The organism is Thermaerobacter litoralis, from assembly GCF_054654595.1.
The window spans coordinates 1-21,059 of record NZ_BAAIES010000009.1; the positions used below are offsets into that span (position 1 = coordinate 1).

Consider the following 21,059-nt stretch of genomic DNA (forward strand, 5'->3'; position numbering starts at 1 on the left):
TCTCCTGGACCCCCAGGCCAGCGGGCTGATGATGCTCTCCGTCGCCGGGTTCAGCAGCGTGGCCTCGCCCCTGGTGGGCCGGTGGGTCGACCGGGCGGGCCACCGGCCGGCCCTGTGGGCGGCCGGCCTTTCCCTGCTGGCCGGCGCCGCGGCCCTCTGGGCCGCCGGCCCCGGCGCCCCCCTGGCCCTGCTCTTCGTGGTCCTCGCCTTTCTGGGGGCCAGCAACGGGGTGAACAACCTGGCGCTGCAGGCCGCCCTGTACCGGTTCGTCCCGCGGGAGGAGACGGGGGCCGCCTCGGGGCTTTACATGACCTGCCGCTACATCGGCAGCATCCTCTCCAGCAGCTTGCTCGGCCTCATCCTCGCGGGGCCGGTGGGGGGTGCCATGCTGCGCCAGCTGGCCCTGGTGCTGCTGGTGGCCGCGGCGGGCCTGTTGGTGTTCATCCGCCGGATCCCGGCCCACCGGGCCCGGGGCATCTGACGAACCCGCCCGGATTCCCCGCTCCCCTTGGGAGGGGCCGCTGGACCGGGGGCCCACCGCGGTCCCGGCACCGGGGCGCCCCCCACCCCCGGCCTGGTGGTCGCTGGGTTCTGGCCTTCGCCTTCGTCGCGGCGCTGTCCCCCAGAACCCCTGCTTCCCCCAGCCCCCCTGCTTCCCCCAGACCCCCTGCTCCCCCCAGAACCCCTGCCCGTCTTGCGCATCTCTTCCATAAATGCGCAGCCCATGCACAACGGCCCCACGTGGGGCGCGGGAGGGGTGCCCGTGAACGGCGACACGGTTGGGAGACGGGGACGGCGAGGGTTGAGGCGCAGGTGGACGCGAGGATGGGGACGAGGGTGGAGGGCCGCCGGCCGGTTCGTCCGGGGTCGCACGGCCCGGCGGGCCGCCCCTTGGGCCGCTTTGGCCGCTTGGGCCGCGCTGGCCGCCGTGGTCGCGGTGGTGATGCTGCCGGTGGTGCTGGTGGGTCTGGCGATGCCGGGCGAGGGCGTCTTCACCCAGGCCGCCCTGGCCGCCTCGCCTTCCCGGGCGGGCAAAGGGTGGACCCCCTACGACCGGCCCGCCCAGTACGGGGTCCTGGTGGAGAAGGACGTCCGCATCCCCATGCGGGACGGCGTCGTACTGGTCGCCGACGTCTACCGGCCCGACGCGCCGGGCCGCTTCCCCGTGCTGGTGACCCAGACGCCGTACAACAAGAACGGTTCCCTGGGCGCGGGCAACCGCTACTTCGTCGAGCGCGGCTACGTCCACGTGGTGGTCGACGTGCGGGGCACCGGGGGCTCCGGCGGGGTGTGGGAGTCCTTCGGCGAGGCCGAGCAGCGGGACGGGTACGAGATCGTCGAGTGGGCGGCGCGCCAGCCCTGGTCCAGCGGGAAGGTGGGCCTCTGGGGCGCCAGCTACATGGCGATCAACCAGTTCTTCACCGCCGCCCAGCAGCCGCCCCACCTGCGGGCCCTCTTCCCCATCGTGCCCATGGCCGACTCCTACCGGGACATCGTGATGACGGGTGGCCAGGTCAACACCGCCTTCATTCCCATGTGGCTCGGCCTGGTCACGGGCGCCGGCCTCGTCCCGCCCTCCGATACCGCCGCCGACCCCGTCCGGGCGTCCGGCGTGCTGATGGGCCACCTGGGCGGCGCCCTGGCCTTCGAGGGACGGACCCTGGCGGCCACCACCCTGGGGGGCGACGAGGCCTACGACGGCCCCTTCCACCGGCTGCGCTCGCCCATCGAGGTGATCGACCGCGTGCGGGTGCCGGCCTTCATCGTCGGCGGGCTGCACGACATCTTCCAGCGGGGCGAGCCGCTGCTCTACGAAGCCCTGCGCCGGCGCGGGGTGACGGCCAAGCTGCTGATCGGGCCCTGGACCCACGGCGACTTCGGCAGCGGCCTGCCGGCCGACGGGGTGCCGGCCCTGGACCAGATCGCCCTGCGCTGGTTCGACCACTACCTGAAGGGCATGGACACCCGGGTCGACGCCATCCCCGACGTCACCCAGTACCTGCTGGGCCGGGAGCGGTACGAGGTCCAGCCCGACTGGCCCCACCCCCGCCTGACGGTGCAGCGCCTCTACCTGCGGGCGGCCGGCGCCCTCACCCCCCAGCGACCGGCGCCGGACGAACCGGCCGACCGTATGCTCCAGCACCCGCTCAACGGTGCCTGCTCCGGCAGCACGAACCAGTGGCTGATCGGCGCCCTGGGCTCGACGCCCTGCGCCCGGGACAACCGGTTGACGGAACTGGGCGAGATCACCTACACCACGGCGCCCATGACCCGGGAAATGGTGATCAACGGGCCCATCGCCGCCCACCTCTGGGTCCAAACCACGGCCCGGGAGGCGGTGGTGTCGGTGCGGGTGACCGAGGTGGCGCCCGACGGCACGTCGACGGAACTGACCGCCGGGCTGCTGGCCGCCTCCTTCCGGGCGGTGGACCGCAGCCGCAGCCGCATCATCGGCGGCGCGGTCCTGCAGCCCTGGCACCCCTTCACCCGGGCCTCGGTGGAACCGGTGACGCCGGGGGAGCCGATGCTCCTGCAGGTGGAGATCTTCCCCACCAGCGCGGTGATCCGGCCGGGCCACCGCCTGCGCATCGCCGTCGGGCCCAGCGACTTCCCCCACGCCGCCTCGCCGGTGCCCCAGCTCCTCGGCCAGGCGGGCGGCATCGTGACGATCCTGCACGACGCGGCCCACCCCTCCCACGTGGTCCTGCCGGTGGTGCCGCGGTAGCCCAATGCCTCAAGCCTTGTCGCGCCGGCGCCGGTGACCGTGGGCTCGTGCCGGTGCCGGGGACCGTCGGGTGGAACCGGCCGAAACCGGCCGGCCCCCGGCGGGGCGGAGCCGAATCGAAGGCGATGGGCGGCGCGGGGGCCGGTTCGTCCAGGGAACCGGCCCCGCCGTGCCGCCGGTTCGCGGGCCTACCGTCCCCCCTGCGGCGGGGTGCCGCCGGGCGCGCCGGCACCCCCGGCCCCGCGCCCGCCAGGCCCCCTACCTGCCGGCGGGTATCGCTCCAGTTCCTTCTCGAGGCGCCGGACCACCGTCTTGCCCAGGCGGCGTTCGGCGGCGGTGCGGAATTCTTCCCAACTGTCGAAGCCGAACTGGCGGGCCATCTGGGCCTGCATCTGCTCCCGGCTCGGCGGGCCGCCGGTCTGGTCCGCCGGGGCCGGGGGCGCCTCCGCCGGTACCGGCCCGGGCATCCATGGAGGGGCCTCGGCGGGAACCTGGACAGGCCATCCCCAGAACATCCGGTCGTCCGCCACCCTCTCACCTCCGCCGTTGCGGTCCTGCGGCGACGGTCGCCTCCCGTCCCACCGGCTCCTGGCCTTCGCCCGGCTGCGGAGCCGGCCCTGTTAAGCCTGCCCCCCGGAGGGAAGGCCATGCGACCGGCCACGGGCGCCGGGGACCCCGCGAGGAGCCGGAATAGGGGCCTGCGACCGGTGACAACTTAGACATCGGCGAAGGGAGGAATCACCGGTGCCGGAATTCAGCGAGGTCTTCCGCCAGCAACTGACCGTGCTGGCCGACAAGGTCCGTACCATGGAGAACCTGGGCATGTCCAACGAGGGGATCACCGGCGTGGTCACCGAGGTGGGCGACTGGCTCGCCCGGGAGGCCGAGCCGCGCAGTGCCGAGCAGCGGCTGTTGAAGGAGATGTGGCAGAGCGCCTCCAACCAGGAGCAGGCGCAGATCGCCTCGGCCCTGATCAAGATGGCCGACCGCACCGTGGGCCGCGGGGTGGCGAAGTAACCCCTCCCGCGCCGCGGCCGGGCCGGCCGGCTGGCGCGGGCTGGCGTACGGATGTCCGCCGGCGCAAGAAGGATGGCAGCCGGCGCATGGATGCCCATGGATGATGGTCGCTGGCGCAAGCGGAAGGATGTCGTCTTGACGTCGTCCCCGCGCCCCCCTCACGCTGGGGCCGGCGGCCCTGTGGCCGCCGGCCCCGCTCCCTTCAGACGGGGCCTCCCGACCCCGCCCTTCCCCTTGCCCAGAGGCCCGCTTGCCGGCCTGAACCCCCCGGCTCGTCACCCCACGGGCCAGAGCCGGCTCAGGTTCGACCACGCCAGCACGTACATGACGACGAACCAGGCGAGGAAGGCATACACGAGCACGGTGGTGCCCGGCGCCTCCACCCGTCCCGAACCGCCCGTGATGGGGGCCGGCCCGGGGGCCGTCAAGGCGCTGCCCGTTCCGGTGGGCAGGGCGATGCGCAGCCCGGCCCCGACCTGGTCCGTGGTCCGCCGCGACAGGATGGTGCCCAGCATGACCGTCACGAACATCGCGCCGCCGAGGACCGCGATGATGGCGCCGATGCCCACCCCCGCCAGCAGCAGGTGCACCTGGGGATCCTCGAAGACCGTCACCGGGATCGCAGCGCCCTGGTAGGTGATGTCCCACAACCGGCGCGGCACCCCGTGCTTGCCCGCGGCCATCATGCTGCCCGTCAGGATGGCCAGGCCCAGGGAGTAGACGTAGGGCTGCAGCCGGGCGAGCCTCGGAAACGCCAGGGGCCGCTGGCTGATCAGCGGCAGCAGGTAATAGGCGATGCCCATGAAGGCCACCGTGGTGCCCGCCACCACCGTGGAGTGGAAGTGACCGGGGACGAACAGGGTGTTGTGCACCAGCATGTTGAGCTGCATCTGGCCCATGAGGACGCCCGTCACGCCGCCGACGAACCCGAACCACACCAGGGACAGCACCAGCGCCGCGAAGCCCGGCTCGCCCCAGGGCGCCTTGCGCAGCCAGGTGAACAGGCCGCGGGAGTAGCCCCGCTCGCGCTGGGCCACCTCCACCGCGCTGGGTATAGAGAAGGCGTGGATCATGCTGCCCACCGTCGCCAGGTACATGAAGTAGCTGGTGTTCATGATCCGGTTGCTGGTGCCGAGGCCGGGATCGACCAGCAGGTGGTGGATGGACCCCAGCTGGATGAAGGCCACGTAGAGGAAGAAGGCGAGCCGGCTCAGCCCCTCATGGAGCGGCCGGGCACCGACGGTCAGGCTGGCCAGGGCGTACCAGACGCCGACCATGGCGGCCAGGTTGATCTGCTGGGAACCGTGGCCGAAGCCCCAGAAGAGCAGCCGGTAGACGGCCGGGTCCACCGACGGCAAGACACCCACGCTCCACAGGAAGGTGGGGATCAGGGCCAGCGCCCCCGACACCAGCGTGAACACCGCCAGGACGGCGGCCGCCACGAAGGCATAGGTCACCAGGGGCAGGGAGGTCTCCACCTTGCCCTCCGCCCGCGCCCGCAGGATGGTGGCGAAGAACACCCCCACCGCCAGCAGGGCGCCCACGGCAAAGACGATCAGCCCCAGGTAGAAGGCCGGGTGCCCCTTCAGCGGCGGGTAGGCGGTCACCATGACGTTGGCCTCGCCGGTGAGCATCGCCGCTTCCGTCACCAGGGCGCCGCCCAGCATCAGGGCGTAGGCCCACCAGGCCCAGCGCGGGGAGACCAGCCGCGCATTGAGCAGCACCGCCCCGCCGAAGTAGAGCCCGGCCACTTCGAAGAACAGGATCCAGAAGACCAGCATCGTGGTCCCGTGGGCCGTGGTGAACCGGTAGAATAGCTCCGCCGGCAGCAGGTGGACGGCCGGCCACCGGGTCAGCGCGATGAGCAGCGCCAGGATGCCGCCCAGCGCCAGGAACGCCACCGCGGTGACGGCATTGACGATGATCAACCGCTCCGCCGGCCGGTGGACCGCCAGGCCCGTCACCGGACACGTCCGGAAGGCGCCCGCCTCGGCGGGATCCCGGCCCGGCCGCCCCGCGGTCGTTGCGACTGCCGCACCCATCCCGATCCCTCCCGCCTCAATCGACCACCACGAGCTTGCCGCTCATCAGGTGGTGGCCGATGCCGCAGTACTCGTTGCACACCACGGCGTACTCGCCGGTCTGTTCGGGCGTGATCTCGATGACATAGACGTAACCGGGCAGCACCTGGAAGTTCAGGTTCAGCGGCTGGATGGAGAAGCCGTGCTGCAGGTCCGTCGACGAGATGTAGAAGCGGTAGGTCTCTCCCCGCTTCAGCTTCAGGATCGGCCGCCACTGGAAGGCCATGGCCTCCAGGTAGACGTCACCGCCCGCCGGCGGTTCGACCACCGGCACCCCGAACTCCTCGCCGACCTGGTACTTCTCGATGAAGGCCGCTGCGGCCGCCTTGAAATCGGCGGGCGCCATCCGGTAGGTCTCGATCGGCGTGTTCTGGTGGCCTACATGGGGCCAGATCCACATCATGGCGAACATCACCAGCGCCCACACCAGGGACGCCGTGAGCCAGCCCCGCTCGATCCGCCCCAGCGGTCCCCACCAGACCCGGGGCGGCGGCAGCAAGGCCGAATGGCCGGCACCGGGAACGCCACCCGTCACGCCGGGTTGAAGGCTCGACATTTCGCAACCCCCCTCGTCGCCTCCGCCTGCGCGGCGGTCACTGCGGGAAGAGCGGCACCTGGGCCAGCTCCATGAGCCCCCAGACGATGTACAGGAGCACCGGGACCATCAGGCCCACGACCAGCAGGAAGAACTCGTCGTCCAGCAGCCGCTGGATCCACGGCACGGGCGGCGTCCCGCGGCGTCCCGGCTCGCGCGCCATCCACCTCACCCCCTCCCTGCGGCCGTCGCCACGGCCAGGATCGTCAAGATCCACCCGAGGTACGGGCCCGACAGCTTGTAGAGCCGCCAGGCCAGCCGCTCCCGCCGGCCCCCGGGCGCCAGGGCCATGGCCAGGTTGAGGCCGGTGAGCCCGGCCCCGGCCACCGCCACCAGCAGGGTGTGGACGGGTCCATAGATCCCCCACAGGGCCGGCACCAGGGAAAGGAGGACCAGCGCCACGGTGTTGGCCAGGGTGATCCACGCCGCCCGGCGGGTCCCGGCGGTCACGGGCAGCATGGGGACGCCGGCACGGGCGTAGTCGTCCCGCACCGCCACCGCCAGGGGCCAGAAGTGGGTGGGTGTCCAGAGGAAGAGCCAGGCGAACAGCAGCCAGGCCAGGGGGCCCGTTCGTCCCGTCTGGGAGAGCCAGCCGGCCAGGACCATCAGGCTGCCGGCGCTGCCGCCCAGGACGATGTTCCATGCCGTGCGGCGCTTGAGCCACAGGCTGTAGAGGCCTGCGTAGACCAGGATGCCTGCCAGCAAGACCAGGGCCACCGGGCCGCCCAGAAGCACCGCCGCCGCCGACACGCCGGCCAGCGAGAGAACGACCGCCAGTTCCAGCGCCTGTAGGGGTTCAAGACGCCCCGCCGGCAAGGGCCGCCCCGCCGTCCGGGCCATCCGGCCGTCCAGGTCGCGGTCCGTGAAGTGGTTGAACGCGGCCGCGCCGGCCGCGGCCAGGCCGCCCGTCAGGATGAACCCGACCAGCCGGGCCGGGTCGGGACGCCCGCCCGCCGCCACCCAGGCGGCCAGCACGCCGGAGACGACGAGCATGAGGACGATGCGCGGCTTGGTCAGGACCCAGAGGTCCGCCGCCCGGGCCAGGCCCCGCCCCAGCGCCCCCGCCAGCCCAGCCGGGCCGCCCTGGATCGGCTCGGCGAGATCCTGGGCGACCAGGGCCGCACCCGCCCCTGGTCTCGCCGGGTTGCGGCCCGGACTGCCCGGCCACGGCGCCGCGGCCGCCTGCCGGATCGAACGCGGCCCACGTCTCCCCGCCATGGTCCCCCTCCTTTCCGCCCCTTTCCGGGGCTTCCAGGATCCACGCTATGGAGGGACCGGCGGCAGGCCGTGTGATCTGGATCACAGCCAGTGGCGAAATCGGGTATGCAATGCGGGATGTTACTACCTTAATCGGAGGGAATGAGGCCTTGTTGAGCTCAAATCGCAAGATGGATCGCCATGCCAAGAGGCGCCTGGCGGTCCCCCATGGCCTCAGGGGGGAATCGGGGAGATCTCGGGGAACGGTTCCGAACCAGGCCGCCCGCGAGCGAAGCCGGCAAACGTTGACCCGTTTGCCAACGGTAGTGCTATACTCACCGCGGAGGGGCACAGGAGCCCCTTGGGAGGACGATATGGGACTCATTACCACAGAGAGCGGTAAGAAGCTCTACGTCACGGAGGATGGCCGCAAGCTGGTGACCGTGATCCCCGGCGACGGGATCGGTCCGGAGTGCGTGGAGGCCACCCTCAAGATCCTCGAGGCGGCCAAGGCTCCCCTGGTCTTCGAAATCCGCGAAGCGGGGGCCAGCGTTTTCAAGAAGGGTCTTGCGTCCGGCGTGCCGCCGGAGACCATCGAGTCGATCCGCAAGTCGCGGATTGTCCTCAAGGGGCCCCTTGAGACCCCGGTCGGCTACGGCGAGAAGAGCGCCAACGTCACCCTGCGCAAGCTCTTCGAGACGTACGCCAACGTGCGGCCCGTGCGGGAACTCCCCAACGTCCCCACCCCCTATTCCGGTCGGGGCATCGACCTGGTGGTCGTGCGGGAGAACGTGGAGGACCTGTACGCGGGCATCGAGCACCAGCAGACGCCCAGCGTGGCCCAGACCCTGAAGCTGATCTCCAACAAGGGGTCGGAGAAGATCGTCCGGTTCGCCTTCGAGCTGGCCCGGGCCGAAGGCCGCAAGCGGGTCCACTGCGCCACCAAGTCGAACATCATGAAGCTCAGCGAGGGGACCCTCAAGCGGACCTTCGAGCAGGTGGCCCAGGAGTATCCGGACATCGAGGCCCACCACATCATCGTCGACAACGCGGCGCACCAGCTGGTCAAGCGCCCCGAGCAGTTCGACGTCCTCGTCACCAGCAACATGAACGGGGACATCCTCTCGGATCTGGCGTCCGGGCTGGTGGGCGGCCTCGGCTTCGCGCCGTCGGCCAACATCGGCAACGAGGTGGCGATCTTCGAGGCGGTGCACGGCTCGGCGCCCAAGTACGCCGGCAAGAACGTGATCAACCCCACCGCCGTGCTCCTGTCGGCGGTGATGATGCTCCGCTACATCGAGGAGTTCGCCGTGGCGGAGCTGATCGAGAACGCCGTCCTCTACACGCTGGAGGAGGGCAAGGTCCTGACCGGCGACATCGTCGGTTACGACCGGGGCGCCAAGACCACCGAGTACACCGAGGCCATCATCGCCAACCTGGGTCAGAAGCCGCGCCAGACCGCGGTGCGCGAGTACCGGCCCGTGCGCCTGCCCCAGGTCCGCAGCGACATCGCGTACATCAAGCCCCAGAGCCGCCGGATCGTGGGCGCCGACGTCTTCGTCGAGAGCGACCTGCGTCCGGAGGAACTGGGCCCCGCCCTGGAGGAGCTGGCGGCGGGCAGCCCCTTCCGGCTGAAGATGATCTCCAACCGCGGGACCCAGGTCTATCCGCCCACGGGCGGCCTGACCGACCTGGTCGACCACTACCGCTGCCGCTTCCTCTACAAGGGCGAGGGCGAAGCGCGCCAGGAGGACGTCGTCGACCTGGTCCAGCGGGTGGGCAGCCGCTTCCGCTGGATGCAGATCGAGATGCTGCAGGAGTTCGACGGCGAGCCGGGCTTCACCAAGGCCCAGGGCGAAGACTGAGGCGGTCCCTGGGCGCCGGCCCTGGTGCCGGACCCGGCACCGGCCCCGGCGGGGTCCGGTACCGGACCCCGCCGGGCGCTGCGCCGGCGGGCAGCCGGCGGCGGGCCTCCCGGAGCAGGCCGATGGGATGCCGTGGCGGGGAGCCGGTTTCCCGGGCAGGGAAACCGGCTCCCCGCGCCCTTTGTGGGGGGCGGGTTCGTCCCGGTGGAACGACCGTCGGCCGCCACCGCGGCCGATGCCCTGGCAGAAATGGCAGCCAAAAAGCGTTACAATGGCCGCAGAGAGGGGGACGACGGATGGCCGAGCGACGCGACCCGTTTGGCGTGCGCACGACCCTGGAGACGCCCGGCGGCCCCGTGGTGATCTACAGCCTCCCGAAGCTGGCCGAGGCCGCCGGCGTCGACCTGGATCGCCTGCCTTTCACCATCCGCATCCTGTTGGAGAACCTGCTGCGCAACCTGGACGGCGAGACCGTCACCGAGGACGACGTGCTGGCTCTGGCCCGCTGGCAGCCGAAGCCCGACGGGCGGGAGATCGGCTGGATGCCCTCCCGGGTGCTGCTGCAGGACTTCACCGGCGTGCCGGCGGTGGTCGACCTGGCCGCCATGCGCAGCGCCGTCGCCCGCATGGGCGGCGACCCCAAGCGGATCAACCCGTTGGTGCCGGCGGACCTGGTCATCGACCACTCGGTGATCGTCGACGCCTTCGGCACCCAGTATGCCTTCTTCTATAACGTGGAGAAGGAGTTCGAGCGCAACCGGGAGCGTTACACCCTGCTCCGCTGGGCGCAGAACGCCTTCGACAACTTCCGCGTGGTGCCGCCGGGCACCGGCATCGTCCACCAGGTCAACCTGGAGTACCTGGCCAAGGTGGTCCACCGCCGGGAAGAACAGGGCGAGGTGCGGGCCTACCCCGACACCCTGGTGGGCACCGACTCCCACACCACCATGGTCAACGGCTTGGGGGTGCTGGGCTGGGGCGTGGGCGGCATCGAGGCCGAGGCGGTGATGCTGGGCCAGCCCTACTTCATGCAGGTCCCCGAGGTGGTGGGCTTCCGCCTGACGGGCCATCTGCCCGAGGGCGCCACGGCCACGGACCTGGTGCTCACGGTGACCCAGATGCTGCGCAAGAAGGGCGTGGTGGGCAAGTTCGTCGAGTTCTTCGGCCCCGGGTTGTCGAACCTGCCCCTGGCCGACCGGGCCACCATCGGCAACATGGCCCCCGAGTACGGCGCCACCTGCGGGTTCTTCCCCGTGGACGGCGAGACCCTGGGCTACCTGCGGCTGACCGGCCGGGACGAGGACCACATCGCCCTGGTGGAGCGGTACTGCAAGGAGCAGGGCCTCTACCGCACCGACCAGACGCCCGACCCCGTCTACAGCGACGTGCTGGAGCTGGACCTGGGCGACGTGGAGCCCAGCCTGGCGGGGCCCCGGCGGCCCCAGGACCGGGTGCCCCTGCGGGAGGCGGGACGCGCCTTCCGGGAGGCCCTGGCCACCTTCGGCAAGAAGCCCGGCGACACCTCGGTGCCCTTCCGCACGGGCGCCGAGCCGGGGCGCGAGGCGGCCCGGGCGGGGGCGGCCGCGGCCGGTGACGGCGCGGGAGCCGGGACCGGCGAGGCCGGTTCGTCCGGCGAGGGCGGCGGCGTGGCCGTGCTGACCCGGCCCAAGACCACCACCGAGCTGACCCACGGCTCCGTGGTCATCGCCGCCATCACCAGCTGCACCAACACCTCCAACCCCTCGGTGATGCTGGCGGCGGGCCTTTTGGCCAAGAAGGCCGTGGAGCGGGGCCTGACCGTCAAGCCCTACGTCAAGACCAGCCTGGCGCCCGGCTCGCGGGTGGTCACCGACTACCTGCGGGAGGCGGGGCTCCTGCCGTACCTGGAGGCGCTGCGGTTCCACGTGGTCGGCTACGGCTGCACCACCTGCATCGGCAACAGCGGCGCCCTGCCCGAAGACGTGGCCCAGGCCATCACCGAGAACGACCTGGTGGCGGCGGCGGTCCTGAGCGGCAACCGCAACTTCGAGGGCCGCATCAACCCGCTGGTCAAGGCCAACTACCTGGCCTCGCCGCCGCTGGTGGTGGCCTACGCCCTGGCCGGCACCGTGGACATCAACCTGCTGGAAGACCCCCTGGGCTACGACCCCAACGGCCGGCCCGTGTACCTGCGGGACATCTGGCCGACCCAGGAGGAGATCCAGGAGACCATCCGCCAGGTGGTGCGGCCTGAGCTGTTCAAGAAGGAGTACGCGCGGGTCTTCGAGGGGCCCGAGCAGTGGCGGAAGCTGCCCGCGCCCACCGGCGAGCTGTACGAGTGGGACCCCGGTTCCACCTACATCCAGGAGCCGCCCTTCTTCAAGGACATGGGGGACGAACCCGGCCGGCCGGAGGACATCGTCCGGGCGCGGGTCCTGGCCCTCTTGGGCGACTCCATCACCACCGACCACATCTCCCCCGCCGGCGCCATCCCGAAGAACAGCCCGGCTGGCCAGTACCTGCTGGATCGGGGCGTCAAGTGGGAGGAGTTCAACACCTACGGGTCCCGCCGCGGCAACCACGAGGTGATGATGCGGGGCACCTTCGCCAACATCCGGCTGCGCAACCAGCTGGTGCCCGGCACCGAGGGTGGCTGGACCCTGCACATCCCCAGCGGCGAGAAGATGACCATCTACGATGCCGCCATGCGCTACCAGCAGGAGGGCACGCCGCTGATCGTCATCGGCGGCAAGGAGTACGGCACCGGCAGCTCCCGTGACTGGGCGGCCAAGGGCACCTACCTGCTGGGCGTCAAGGCGGTGATCGCCGAGAGCTTCGAGCGCATCCACCGCAGCAACCTGGTGGGCATGGGGGTGCTGCCGCTGCAGTTCGTCGACGGGCAGAATGCGGCCACCCTGGGCCTCACCGGCACCGAGGAATACGCCATCACCGGCATCGGGGAGGGCCTGACGCCGCGCAAGCGGCTGCAGGTCACGGCCCGGCGCGAGGACGGCAGCGAGGTCCGGTTCGAGGTGCTGTGCCGGCTGGACACGCCCATCGAGGTGGAGTACTACCGGCACGGCGGCATCCTGCAGAAGGTGCTGCGGCAGATCATGCAGGCGGCGTGAAGGCGTTGGACTTGCGTACGACGGAGGCGAGTACGACGGGGGCGACCCCACCGGCACCGGTGGGGTCGCCCCCGTCACTTCGTCCGGGCCGTTTCCGTGACCGGGGCCCGTACTGACCGGGGGTGCACGCATGAAAGGCAAGAACGGAACCGGGGACAGCGCTGTCGTCGCGAAGATCGAGACGTGGCCCGAGCCGTTCCGGTCCTACGGGCTGCGGCTTCACCAGGCCATCGTCGATGCCGTGCCCCAATTGACCCCGCGGCTGTGGTACGGCATGCCCGGATACGCCAGGGGGAGCGGTCCCGTGCTGTGCTTCTTCCGAGCCGACGACCGCTTCATGACCTTCGGCCTGACCGACAAGGCCCACTTCGCGCTGGATCCCGGCCAGCCCACCCAGCTCATGCCCAGCGCGTGGTTCTTCGCGGTGCTCGACGAGCCGACGGTGGAGGCCATCGTCGCCATCGTGCGCCAGGCCGTGGGCCGTGCCTGACTGGCCCGCACGAAGGACGGGATCCCTCCCCACACGAAATGCGCCCCGGAGAACGCCTCCGGGGCGCAAGCAACGGTCACGTTCGCTACCGGGTGCACGACCGGGTGCACGGTTCGCGAAACACGGTTCGCGCGTCGAGGATCAGAGCTGGCCGCGTTCCTCGAAGAACTTGCGGGCCTTCTCCTTGTACGACTCCCACTGCTCGGGGACCTCGTCCTCGTCGTAGATCGCCTCGACGGGGCACACGGCCGCGCAAGCGCTGCAGCCGATGCACTCCTCGGGATGGATGAAGAACTGGTCCTCGCCCTCGTAGATGCAGTCCACCGGGCAGACCTCGACGCAGGACTGGTCCTTCGTGCCGACGCACGGCTCGCAGATGACGTAGATCATCGGCCGGTGCTCCTTTCCTCGCCTGATTACCCCTCTAAGTCTATGGCAACCCCGTCCACCCACGCAAGTTCGCTGGCAACGGTGGCTGGGCTTGCCGCCAACCGCCGTCCCGCCACCGCCGGGAACCCCGCCTTGGGAACGGGCGGCTGCCTCTTTTACTGTACCGCAGGCCGGCCCAGGAATCCTGCCGGGAACTCGCAAAATCACGCGATTTCGGCAGATAACAACTGATATTCATTTTCACAGCGCCCAGGGCCTTCGCTTCAGGCTTCCGCCGCCGGCAGCGGCCGCTGCAACATGGCCACCAGGAGGCGCGCCGCCTGCTCCAGGTCGCCGGCGTCCACCATCTCCCCCGGCGTATGGGCATAGCGGGTGGGGATCGAAAGGGTCCCCGCCGGCACACCCGCCCGGGCCAGCTGCATCGCCCCGGCGTCGGTCCCGCCGAAGGGCAGGACCTCCCACTGGTACGGGATCCCGTGCTCCTCAGCCGCCGTCTCCATCCACCGCCGCACCAGGGGATGGGCGATCTGGCTGTTGTCCTTCACCTTAATGGCCGGCCCCTTGCCGAGTTCCACCGCCACCCGGTAACGGGGTTCGGGCGTGTCGCCGGCCAGGGTGATGTCCACGGCCACCGCCACGTCGGGCTCGATGCCGTAGGCCGCGGTGCGCGCGCCGCGCAAGCCCACCTCCTCCTGGACGGTGAAGACGAAGAACACCTCGTGGGGCGAATCGTCCAGCCGTGCCATGGCCTCCATGACCACAGCGCAACCCGAGCGGTCGTCCATCGCCTTGGCGACCAGCCGGTTCCCGGCGCGCTCCAGCGGCCGGTGGAACACGGCCATGTCGCCGACCCGCACCCGGCGGCGCGCCTCGTCCCCGGAGCTGGCGCCGATGTCCACGAAGAGCTTGCCCATCTTGAGATCGCGCGCATCCTCCAGCTTCTCGCTGGCGACGACGCCGATCACCCCGCCGGCGAACTCCACCCGCTGGCCCAGCAGCACCAGCGGATCCTGGCCGCCCACGGGCTCCACCCGGATGAAGCCCTTGTCGTCGATGTGGGTGGCGATCAGGGCGATCTCGTCCATGTGGGCCGCCACCATGACCCGGCGCGGCCGGCCGGGGGTCCCGCCCGCAGCGGCCCCTCCGCCCGTATCCCGGGATGCGGCGCTCCGCGGCGCCCGCCGCGCGATCAGGTTGCCCAGGGCGTCGACGCGCACCTCATCGGCCCAGGCCTCGATCTGGCGGCGGATGTAGTCGCGGACGGCGTCCTCCCGGCCCGAGGGGCCGTAGGTCTCGGTCAGGTCGCGGAGGAACCGGATCAGGCGGGACTCCTCGCCCGCCGCGCCGGCCGTCGGCTCAGCTGAGGTCGCCATGGCGGGGCACGCCTCCTTCGCTCAAGTCTTCCAGAAACCCGCGCACCAGCCGGGCCGCGTCGCGGAAGTCCTGCTGGCTCATCACGGCGCAGGGCGAGTGGATGTACCGGCAGGGCACCGATACCACCGCCGAAGGGACACCCGCCCGGGCCTGGTGGATCCGGCCGGCGTCGGTGCCGCCGAAGGTGGTCCGCTTCCACTGGTACGGGATGCCGCGCCGCTCAGCCGCTGCCACCAGCCGGTCCGTCAACCAGCGGGGCGGGATCACCGTGCGGTCCATGGCGGTGATGGCCGGCCCGTGGCCCAGGCGGGTGGACTGGCCGTGTTCGTCCGCACCGGGGATGTCGGCGCAGGTGGTCCCCTCCAGCACCAGGGCCAGGTCCGGGGCGATGGTGTAGGCGGCCACCGCCGCCCCGCGGAGCCCGATCTCCTCCTGAACGGTGAAGGCGCCGTAGATGGGGACGTCGTAGTCCGCCTCCAGGAGCTCGATCAGCAGCGCGCAGCCCACCCGATCGTCGAAGGCCTTGCCCTTCCAGCACCCCTGGCCGAACTCGCCGAAAGCGGTGTCGAAGGTGGCGTAGTGCCCCGGACGAACCAGCTTCTCCGCCTCCTCCCGGGACGTGGCGCCGATGTCGATGTACAGCTCGTCGGCGGAGGGGACGCTGCCCGCCTTGCGATCCAGGTGGATGGGCTTGCTGCCGATGACCCCGGGCACCCCCTCGGGCCCCACCCGCAGCCGCTTGCCGGGCAGGAGCCGGTCGTCCAGACCGCCCACCTTGGCGAAGCGCAGGAGGCCGTTCTTCTCGATGCGGGTGATCATCAGGCCGACCTCGTCCATGTGGGCGGCCACCATGACCCGGGGGCCGGGCTTGTTCTTCCCCTTGACGACCAGCAGGTTGCCCATGGCGTCGATCCGGTAGGCGTCGATGTGGGGCCGGACCGCCTCCAGGATGATCTCCCGGACCGCGGCCTCGTCGCCGGAGACGCCCCGGGCCTCACTGAGCCGCGCCAGCAGCACCGGGCCTCACCTCCTGCCAGCCCGGCCCCACCAGCCGGGTGACCGCCTCGGCGTCGAGCCGCGCCGCCATGGCCGCCAGCAGGCGGGCCGCCGCGTGGATGTCGTCCAGGTCGACCACCTCCGCCGGGCTGTGCATGTGGCGCAGGGGTACGGACACCAGCCCCGTCGGGATGCCCTCCCGGGCGATCTGGATCGCCCAGGCGTCCGTGCCCGACGCCCCCGGAATGGGCTCGGGCTGGGTCGCAATCCCTTCGGCCCGGCCGGTCTCGCGCAGGGCCTCCAGCACCCGGGGGTGGATGTTGGCCCCCTGGGCGACGGCCGCCCCCTTTCCCAGCTCCAGGGTCTTGCCGTCGGGGATGCCCGGCTGGTCCCCGAAGGTGACGTCCACGGCGACGGCCAGGGTCGGGGCGATGCCGTAGGCGCTGGTGGTGGCGCCCCGCAAGCCGACCTCTTCCTGGACGGTGGCCACGGCGTAGACGTCCACGGCGTGGCGGCGCCGGCCCAGTTCCGCCAGCGCCAGGGTGAGGACGGTCACCCCCACCCGGTTGTCCAGGCTCTTGCCCGTCATCCGCCGGCCGTGCAGGCGGGCCGGCGCCTGGCGGACGGTGATGGGGTCACCCACCCGGACCCGGCGCCGCACCTCGCCGGCCGGCAACCCCACGTCGACGAACAGGTCCCGCAGCCGCGGCACCTGCCGGGCCTCCTCCGGGCTGGTCAGGTGGGGCGGCTTGGTCCCCACCACGCCGGCCAGGGGCCCGCCCCGGGTGTGGACGGTCACCTCCTGGCCCAGCAGGTTCCGGGCGTCGGCGCCGCCGGCGGCGTCGACCCGCAGGAACCCCTCTTCTTCGATGGCGGCCACCAGGAGGGCGATCTCGTCCATGTGGGCCGCCCACATGACACCGGCCCGCCCGCCGCCGGGCAGGGGCAGTCCCTCGCCGCGGACGACGGCGATCACGTTGCCCAGGGCGTCCCGCCGCACCTCCGTCGCCAGGGGCCGCCAGAGCTCCTCCACCGCCGCCGCCACCGGCGCCTCGTGGCCCGGTGGCCCGGCGATGGCGGCCAGGCGAGCCAGCACCTCGGCCGCATCCAACCGGCAACCCTCCTCCCGCCCGCCGTCCCGGGGGACGAACCGGCCTCCCAGGCCGGGGGGCGCCCTGAACGGATGCGCCGGTGCGGCCTCGTCCGCACCGGCGGCCCGTCCATCCTCCACCGCCCGATGATACCACTTTTGCCAGCCTATTTTTCGCCGGAGCCTCGCCGGAGCCAGTGCACGGCCGGCGGGGAGGGGTCGGGCCTCGCGGCCTTCGGCAGCACTGCCGTGGCGGCCGGCCGGCCCCGGTCCCCGGTCCGCAGCCCCGCCGCCACCCCGCTTTCCGCCCGCTGCCAGCCGTCCGCGAGAAATCCGCAGGAAATCAGTCGGGCGGCAGGCCGCCGGCCAGCCCCTGCGCCTTCAGATACCGGTGGAAGAAGAACTCGGCGATGCCAAGGGCCAGGGCGGCCAACCCAATCAGGCCCGGGCGCAGGGCCAGTGAGGGCCACAGGAAGGTGGCGACGGCCAGGACGAAGGCCGCCAGCAGCACGTCGACCAGCATGGCCACGGCGGGGCCGCCGGTGGGCAGGACGATCCGGTCGCCCACGGCATACCCCACCAGGGTGACGGCGCCGGCCAGCAAGAGGGCGCCGCCGGGCCCCGCCGGGCTGCCCGCGGCGGCCAGGATCCACAGCAGGACGCTGGCGGTGGCGATGAACTTGACCCCCAGGGCCGCCAGGTGCGCCATGTCCCTCACCAGGCGGGGGCCGCGCCGGGGCGTTCCCGCCTGCACCCCCGCCCGGCTCCAGTCTGCCTCCGGCGGCCGGGCTCCTTGCGCAGGGTTGGGCCGCCGGGATGGGCCGCTGCGGTGGCTTGCCGGGTGGCGGCCGAGGGCCTCTCGAACCCCAGGGATGGCCGGTGGACGGCCCGTCAGGGCTTGGAAGGCCCGAGGAGATGGGGGTTCCCGCGGTTTCGTTCCATCGGGATCACCGGAGATGACGGCCGGCCAGGGGATGACGCCCGGCCACTTCGAGCGCCGTGAGATCCGTGAGCCCCGTCAGAACCGTGAGCATCCTGAGAACCGTGAGCTCCTTGCACTCCCGCCGCCCTGGGGCCGCTAGGGGTCCGAAGCGGTCGAACGGGCGATGCGGGCAGCGCCGGGCGGCGTGGGGCAAGGGGGCGCGCGATGAAGGGCCGCAAGATCCCGAAGGGGCCGTTGGCCGCCGGAAGCTCCACCACCCAGGGCCAGCCACCGCCGGTGGCAATCCCTCCCCGGTCCCCGGCCTGAACGCCTCCCTCCAGGCGCCAGCGGCCGCCGTGCAGGGCGGTGATGGCCTGCACCAGCTCCAGGGCCAGGGGGGATGACGCGCCGCGCCGCCAGCGGTTGCCGACGGGCGTTCCGGCGGTGGTGCCGGTTCGTCCGGTCCGGCCGGGCCAGCCGTTGGAACCAGGGCCGGCGCTCGGCGCCGCGGGACCGATCACCGGGCGGTCCACCCCGGCGGCATTGGTCGCCGGGTTCCAGACGGCGGGCCGGGGGGCGGCGGTCCCCTGGGGCGATGCTGCGGGCACGGGCGCCTCGACCCGCACGCGGACGGCGGCGCCGTCGCCGTCGACCGCCAGGATCAGGCGGCTGCCGGGGAGGCTCCGGTCCAGGGCCGCGGCGGCGAGGCTGGTGCACAGCAGCTCCAACAGGGCCCGGTCGCCGTGGACGACCGCGGCCGGTCCGGGCCGGCCCGCCACGGCCAGCTGCACGCGGCGGGACAGGGCCACCGGTGCCAGGCGGCGAGCGGCCCGTTCGGCAATGACGGCCAGGTCGACCCGCTCCCGTTCCGGCCGCACCCGGCGGGTCTGCAGCCGTAGCCAGCAGGCCAGTTGCAGGGCGCTGACCCGTAACAGCTCCGCCTCGGCCTCCAGGTGAACCAGCACCTGGGCCTCGCGGCCGCCGGCCTCGGCCAGGGGCAGTGGGATCACCCGGCCGGGACGGGTGGCCAAGCCATCCCCGCCGGCGGAGGCGCCGGAGCCGGTCGGGCCGGCGCCCGGGGGCAGGCCCGCCGGCGGCTCGGGCGCCAGGGGGTCCGGCCGCCCGTCCGGGTGCCGGCGCAGCATCCCGGCCGCCAGGGTGACCGCCGTGGCCCGGGAGCGGAATTCGTCCAGCACCGTCTCCACCAGCCAGTGCCGGTGCTCCTCCCGGCTCCGCCACCGGCCCCATTGCCGGTCGAGCCAGCGCATCCCGCCGGCCACGGTGCCGGCTCCCGCCAGCACCAGCAGCCACGGCGGCGCCCCGGCCCGGCGGGCCAGTTCCACCACGGCGACCGTGCCCGACGCGGTGACGAAGACGGCGAAGGCCTGCCGCCATCGCCAGGCGGCGCCTGTTTTTGCGGCCGGTTCCTGGGCCCGGTCCCGCCAGGCGGGCCCCGTTCGGGCACGGCTTGTCCATCGCGTCGGAATCTTCGGGGTCTTGGGGCTGGCCGGCGTGCCCGCCCCCGTGCCCGCCCCCTTTGGCATCCCTCGAATCCCCATTCCGACTCCCCCCAACGGATTCCCCCGGATGCCAGCGGATGGTCAGGTGCCAGCGGATGCCTACGGGATTGGCTCCGGCCTCCGGCCCCTGGCGGGCCGGCCCCGGCAGCGTGTACTGGGCCAAGTTCGACCGGGCCTGTCCAGTTCCTGGCACGAATGCTACCGAAAATCGGCGAAATCAACGGGATTCGTCCGACAAATCTCGACGGTGTCGCCGGCAAACCCACCCTGGGCTGGCCGGCCTCCCTCTTCCCCGCGCCCATCGGGTCTTGACCCCATAGACGTTCGCCGGTTCGGGATGGCAATCTGTCCCGGTCCGGGGCGTGCTCGCTCCACCAACCGAACCGGTGTGTCACGGGTTCGACCCGGCATGAACCGGAGGCGTGCGCGGCCGGCAGGCGCCGGAAGGCTGCGCATCCTCCGGTTTTTTGCTGGAAAGGTGGACATATTCAGAGGAGGGGTGTCGGCGATGAATCTCATGGGGGGATTGCAGCGGGTCGGCCGGGCCCTGATGGCTCCGGTGGCGGTGCTGCCGGCGGCGGGCATCCTGCTCCGCCTCGGCCAGCCGGACCTGCTGGACATCCCGGTGATGGCCCAGGCGGGGGACGCCATCTTCTCCAACCTCCCGCTGCTGTTCGCCATCGGCGTCGGCATCGGCCTGGCGAACCAGGCGGGCGTGGCCGGGCTGGCCGCCCTGGTCGGGTACGTGGTCTTTCAGAAGACCCTCACCACCATCAACGAGGACCTCAATATGGGCGTGCTGGCGGGCATCCTCATGGGCGCCCTGGCGGCGGCCCTGTACAACCGCTACCACAACATCCGCCTGCCCGAGTGGCTGGGCTTCTTCGGCGGCCGCCGGTTCGTCCCGCTGGTGACCGCCTTCTGGGCGCTGGTCCTGGGCGTGGTGTTCGGTTTCGTGTGGGGTCCCGTCCAGCAGCTGATCGACGCCCTGGGCAACTGGATCGTGGGCGCGGGGGCCGTGGGCGTGTTCGTCTTCGGGGTGCTGAACCGGCTCTTGCTTCCCTTCGGCCTGCACCACATCCTCAACAGCCTGGTGTGGTTCATCTTTGGCGACTTCACCAACCCCCAGACCGGTGAGGTGGTCCACGGCGACCTGCACCGGTTCTTCGCCGGCGACCCGACGGCCGGCATCTTCATGGCCGGCTGGTATCCCATCATGATGTTCGGCCTCATCGGCGTCGCCCTGGCCATGATCCACGAGGCGAAGCCGGAGAACCGGGCGGCGGCCCGGGGCATCCTGCTCTCGGCCGCGCTGACCTCCTTCGTCACGGGAATCACCGAGCCCCTGGAGTTCGCCTTCATGTTCCTGACACCGGTGCTCTACGTGGCCCACGCCCTGCTGGCGGGGATCTCCATGGCCCTGGTCTACGAGCTGGGGATCCGCCACGGGTTCACCTTCTCGGCCGGCCTGATCGACTACGTGCTGAACTGGGGCATCGCGACCAAACCCGCCCTGCTGATCCCCATCGGGCTGGTGTTCCTGGTGGTGTACTATGGGCTGTTCCGGTTCCTGATCCGGCGGCTCGACCTGCCGACCCCCGGCCGTGAACCGGCGGAGGCGCGGGCGAACCCCGAAGGGTGAGGCCGGCCCCGGACGCCGGGGCCGGAGGAACCAGCCCGCCACCGCCAT

18 protein-coding genes are annotated in these 21,059 nt (G+C 71.9%); 7 read left to right on the forward strand and 11 right to left on the reverse strand.

From position 1 onward, the window contains the following. Both ACYQ02_RS07225 and ACYQ02_RS07230 read left to right on the forward strand, forming a co-directional pair. On the forward strand, positions 1-481 hold a 481-nt coding region (locus ACYQ02_RS07225), incomplete at its 5' end, for an MFS transporter (protein WP_460039782.1). A 321-nt stretch (positions 482-802) separates the two neighbouring features. Continuing rightward, positions 803-2,725: a CocE/NonD family hydrolase gene (locus tag ACYQ02_RS07230; RefSeq protein WP_460039783.1), complete on the forward strand. Its 1,923-nt coding sequence runs from the start codon at positions 803-805 to the stop codon at positions 2,723-2,725. 188 nt (positions 2,726-2,913) lie between these two features. Here the strand turns inward: ACYQ02_RS07230 and ACYQ02_RS07235 are convergent, their stop codons facing one another. Then, positions 2,914-3,255, reverse strand: a complete 342-nt coding sequence (locus ACYQ02_RS07235) for a hypothetical protein (RefSeq protein ID WP_460039784.1) — start codon at positions 3,253-3,255, stop codon at positions 2,914-2,916. Positions 3,256-3,469: 214 nt separating this feature from the next. Here ACYQ02_RS07235 and ACYQ02_RS07240 point away from each other — a divergent pair, with 214 nt between their 5' ends. Continuing rightward, the gene (locus ACYQ02_RS07240) at positions 3,470-3,742 is read left to right on the forward strand and encodes a DUF3243 family protein (protein WP_460039785.1); all 273 of its coding nucleotides are present in this window, start codon (positions 3,470-3,472) and stop codon (positions 3,740-3,742) included. Between the two features lie 275 nt (positions 3,743-4,017). Here ACYQ02_RS07240 and ACYQ02_RS07245 read toward each other — a convergent pair whose 3' ends face one another. Genes ACYQ02_RS07245 through cyoE form a run of 4 tightly spaced genes read right to left on the reverse strand, consistent with a single transcriptional unit; the run spans position 4,018 to position 7,636 of the window. Then, a complete protein-coding gene (locus tag ACYQ02_RS07245; RefSeq protein ID WP_460039786.1) occupies positions 4,018-5,784 on the reverse strand; it encodes a cbb3-type cytochrome c oxidase subunit I in 1,767 nt (588 codons plus the stop codon). Between the two features lie 16 nt (positions 5,785-5,800). Further along, entirely contained in the window at positions 5,801-6,379 is a 579-nt protein-coding gene (locus tag ACYQ02_RS07250; RefSeq protein ID WP_460039787.1) for a cupredoxin domain-containing protein, read from the reverse strand. A gap of 37 nt (positions 6,380-6,416) precedes the next feature. Then, complete coding sequence (locus tag ACYQ02_RS07255) at positions 6,417-6,581, reverse strand: hypothetical protein (protein ID WP_460039788.1); 165 nt, start codon at positions 6,579-6,581, stop codon at positions 6,417-6,419. A 5-nt stretch (positions 6,582-6,586) separates the two neighbouring features. Continuing rightward, positions 6,587-7,636, reverse strand: coding sequence for a heme o synthase (gene cyoE, locus ACYQ02_RS07260; protein WP_460039789.1), 1,050 nt, complete (start codon positions 7,634-7,636; stop codon positions 6,587-6,589). A gap of 353 nt (positions 7,637-7,989) precedes the next feature. On the opposite strand from cyoE, the gene ACYQ02_RS07265 reads away from it, so the two are divergent. The 3 genes from ACYQ02_RS07265 (at position 7,990) to ACYQ02_RS07275 (ending at position 13,077) form a co-directional block, all read left to right on the forward strand. Beyond that, positions 7,990-9,480 (forward strand): NADP-dependent isocitrate dehydrogenase, encoded by a 1,491-nt coding sequence (locus ACYQ02_RS07265; RefSeq protein ID WP_460039790.1) that lies wholly within the window; start codon positions 7,990-7,992, stop codon positions 9,478-9,480. A 296-nt stretch (positions 9,481-9,776) separates the two neighbouring features. Then, the gene (gene acnA, locus ACYQ02_RS07270; protein ID WP_460039791.1) at positions 9,777-12,587 is read left to right on the forward strand and encodes an aconitate hydratase; all 2,811 of its coding nucleotides are present in this window, start codon (positions 9,777-9,779) and stop codon (positions 12,585-12,587) included. 130 nt (positions 12,588-12,717) lie between these two features. Then, the gene (locus tag ACYQ02_RS07275) at positions 12,718-13,077 is read left to right on the forward strand and encodes a DUF1801 domain-containing protein (RefSeq protein ID WP_460039792.1); all 360 of its coding nucleotides are present in this window, start codon (positions 12,718-12,720) and stop codon (positions 13,075-13,077) included. Positions 13,078-13,218: 141 nt separating this feature from the next. On the opposite strand, the gene ACYQ02_RS07280 is transcribed toward ACYQ02_RS07275, so the two are convergent. The 6 genes from ACYQ02_RS07280 to ACYQ02_RS07305 all read right to left on the reverse strand — a co-directional run bounded on the left by ACYQ02_RS07280 (position 13,219) and on the right by ACYQ02_RS07305 (position 19,393). Further along, a complete protein-coding gene (locus tag ACYQ02_RS07280) occupies positions 13,219-13,467 on the reverse strand; it encodes a ferredoxin (protein WP_460039793.1) in 249 nt (82 codons plus the stop codon). Between the two features lie 263 nt (positions 13,468-13,730). Then, positions 13,731-14,840 (reverse strand): M42 family metallopeptidase, encoded by a 1,110-nt coding sequence (locus tag ACYQ02_RS07285; protein ID WP_460039794.1) that lies wholly within the window; start codon positions 14,838-14,840, stop codon positions 13,731-13,733. Next, positions 14,824-15,858 (reverse strand): M42 family metallopeptidase, encoded by a 1,035-nt coding sequence (locus tag ACYQ02_RS07290; protein WP_460039795.1) that lies wholly within the window; start codon positions 15,856-15,858, stop codon positions 14,824-14,826. Before ACYQ02_RS07290 ends, ACYQ02_RS07285 begins: the two co-directional genes overlap by 17 nt. Further along, the gene (locus tag ACYQ02_RS07295; protein WP_460039796.1) at positions 15,836-16,948 is read right to left on the reverse strand and encodes a M20/M25/M40 family metallo-hydrolase; all 1,113 of its coding nucleotides are present in this window, start codon (positions 16,946-16,948) and stop codon (positions 15,836-15,838) included. Before ACYQ02_RS07295 ends, ACYQ02_RS07290 begins: the two co-directional genes overlap by 23 nt. Positions 16,949-17,270: 322 nt before the next feature. Further along, positions 17,271-17,681, reverse strand: a complete 411-nt coding sequence (locus ACYQ02_RS07300) for a DUF2512 family protein (RefSeq protein ID WP_460039797.1) — start codon at positions 17,679-17,681, stop codon at positions 17,271-17,273. 137 nt (positions 17,682-17,818) lie between these two features. After that, on the reverse strand, positions 17,819-19,393 hold the full coding sequence (locus ACYQ02_RS07305) for a hypothetical protein (RefSeq protein ID WP_460039798.1): 1,575 nt from the start codon (positions 19,391-19,393) through the stop codon (positions 17,819-17,821). 484 nt (positions 19,394-19,877) lie between these two features. Between ACYQ02_RS07305 and ACYQ02_RS07310 the strand changes: the two genes are divergently transcribed. Continuing rightward, positions 19,878-21,011 (forward strand): PTS transporter subunit EIIC, encoded by a 1,134-nt coding sequence (locus tag ACYQ02_RS07310; protein ID WP_460039799.1) that lies wholly within the window; start codon positions 19,878-19,880, stop codon positions 21,009-21,011. Positions 21,012-21,059: the final 48 nt, after the last annotated feature.

Excerpts from the sequence above, each read along its gene's own strand:
- ACYQ02_RS07305 (WP_460039798.1), bottom strand. The coding sequence starts at position 19,393 with ATGCCAAAGGGGGCGGGCACGGGGGCGGGCACGCCGGCCAGCCCCAAG.
- ACYQ02_RS07245 (WP_460039786.1), bottom strand. The coding sequence starts at position 5,784 with ATGGGTGCGGCAGTCGCAACGACCGCGGGGCGGCCGGGCCGGGATCCC.
- ACYQ02_RS07285 (WP_460039794.1), bottom strand. The coding sequence starts at position 14,840 with ATGGCGACCTCAGCTGAGCCGACGGCCGGCGCGGCGGGCGAGGAGTCC.
- cyoE (WP_460039789.1), bottom strand. The coding sequence starts at position 7,636 with ATGGCGGGGAGACGTGGGCCGCGTTCGATCCGGCAGGCGGCCGCGGCG.
- ACYQ02_RS07310 (WP_460039799.1), top strand. The coding sequence starts at position 19,878 with ATGAATCTCATGGGGGGATTGCAGCGGGTCGGCCGGGCCCTGATGGCT.
- ACYQ02_RS07250 (WP_460039787.1), bottom strand. The coding sequence starts at position 6,379 with ATGTCGAGCCTTCAACCCGGCGTGACGGGTGGCGTTCCCGGTGCCGGC.
- ACYQ02_RS07275 (WP_460039792.1), top strand. The coding sequence starts at position 12,718 with ATGAAAGGCAAGAACGGAACCGGGGACAGCGCTGTCGTCGCGAAGATC.
- ACYQ02_RS07265 (WP_460039790.1), top strand. The coding sequence starts at position 7,990 with ATGGGACTCATTACCACAGAGAGCGGTAAGAAGCTCTACGTCACGGAG.
- ACYQ02_RS07280 (WP_460039793.1), bottom strand. The coding sequence starts at position 13,467 with ATGATCTACGTCATCTGCGAGCCGTGCGTCGGCACGAAGGACCAGTCC.
- ACYQ02_RS07255 (WP_460039788.1), bottom strand. The coding sequence starts at position 6,581 with ATGGCGCGCGAGCCGGGACGCCGCGGGACGCCGCCCGTGCCGTGGATC.
- acnA (WP_460039791.1), top strand. The coding sequence starts at position 9,777 with ATGGCCGAGCGACGCGACCCGTTTGGCGTGCGCACGACCCTGGAGACG.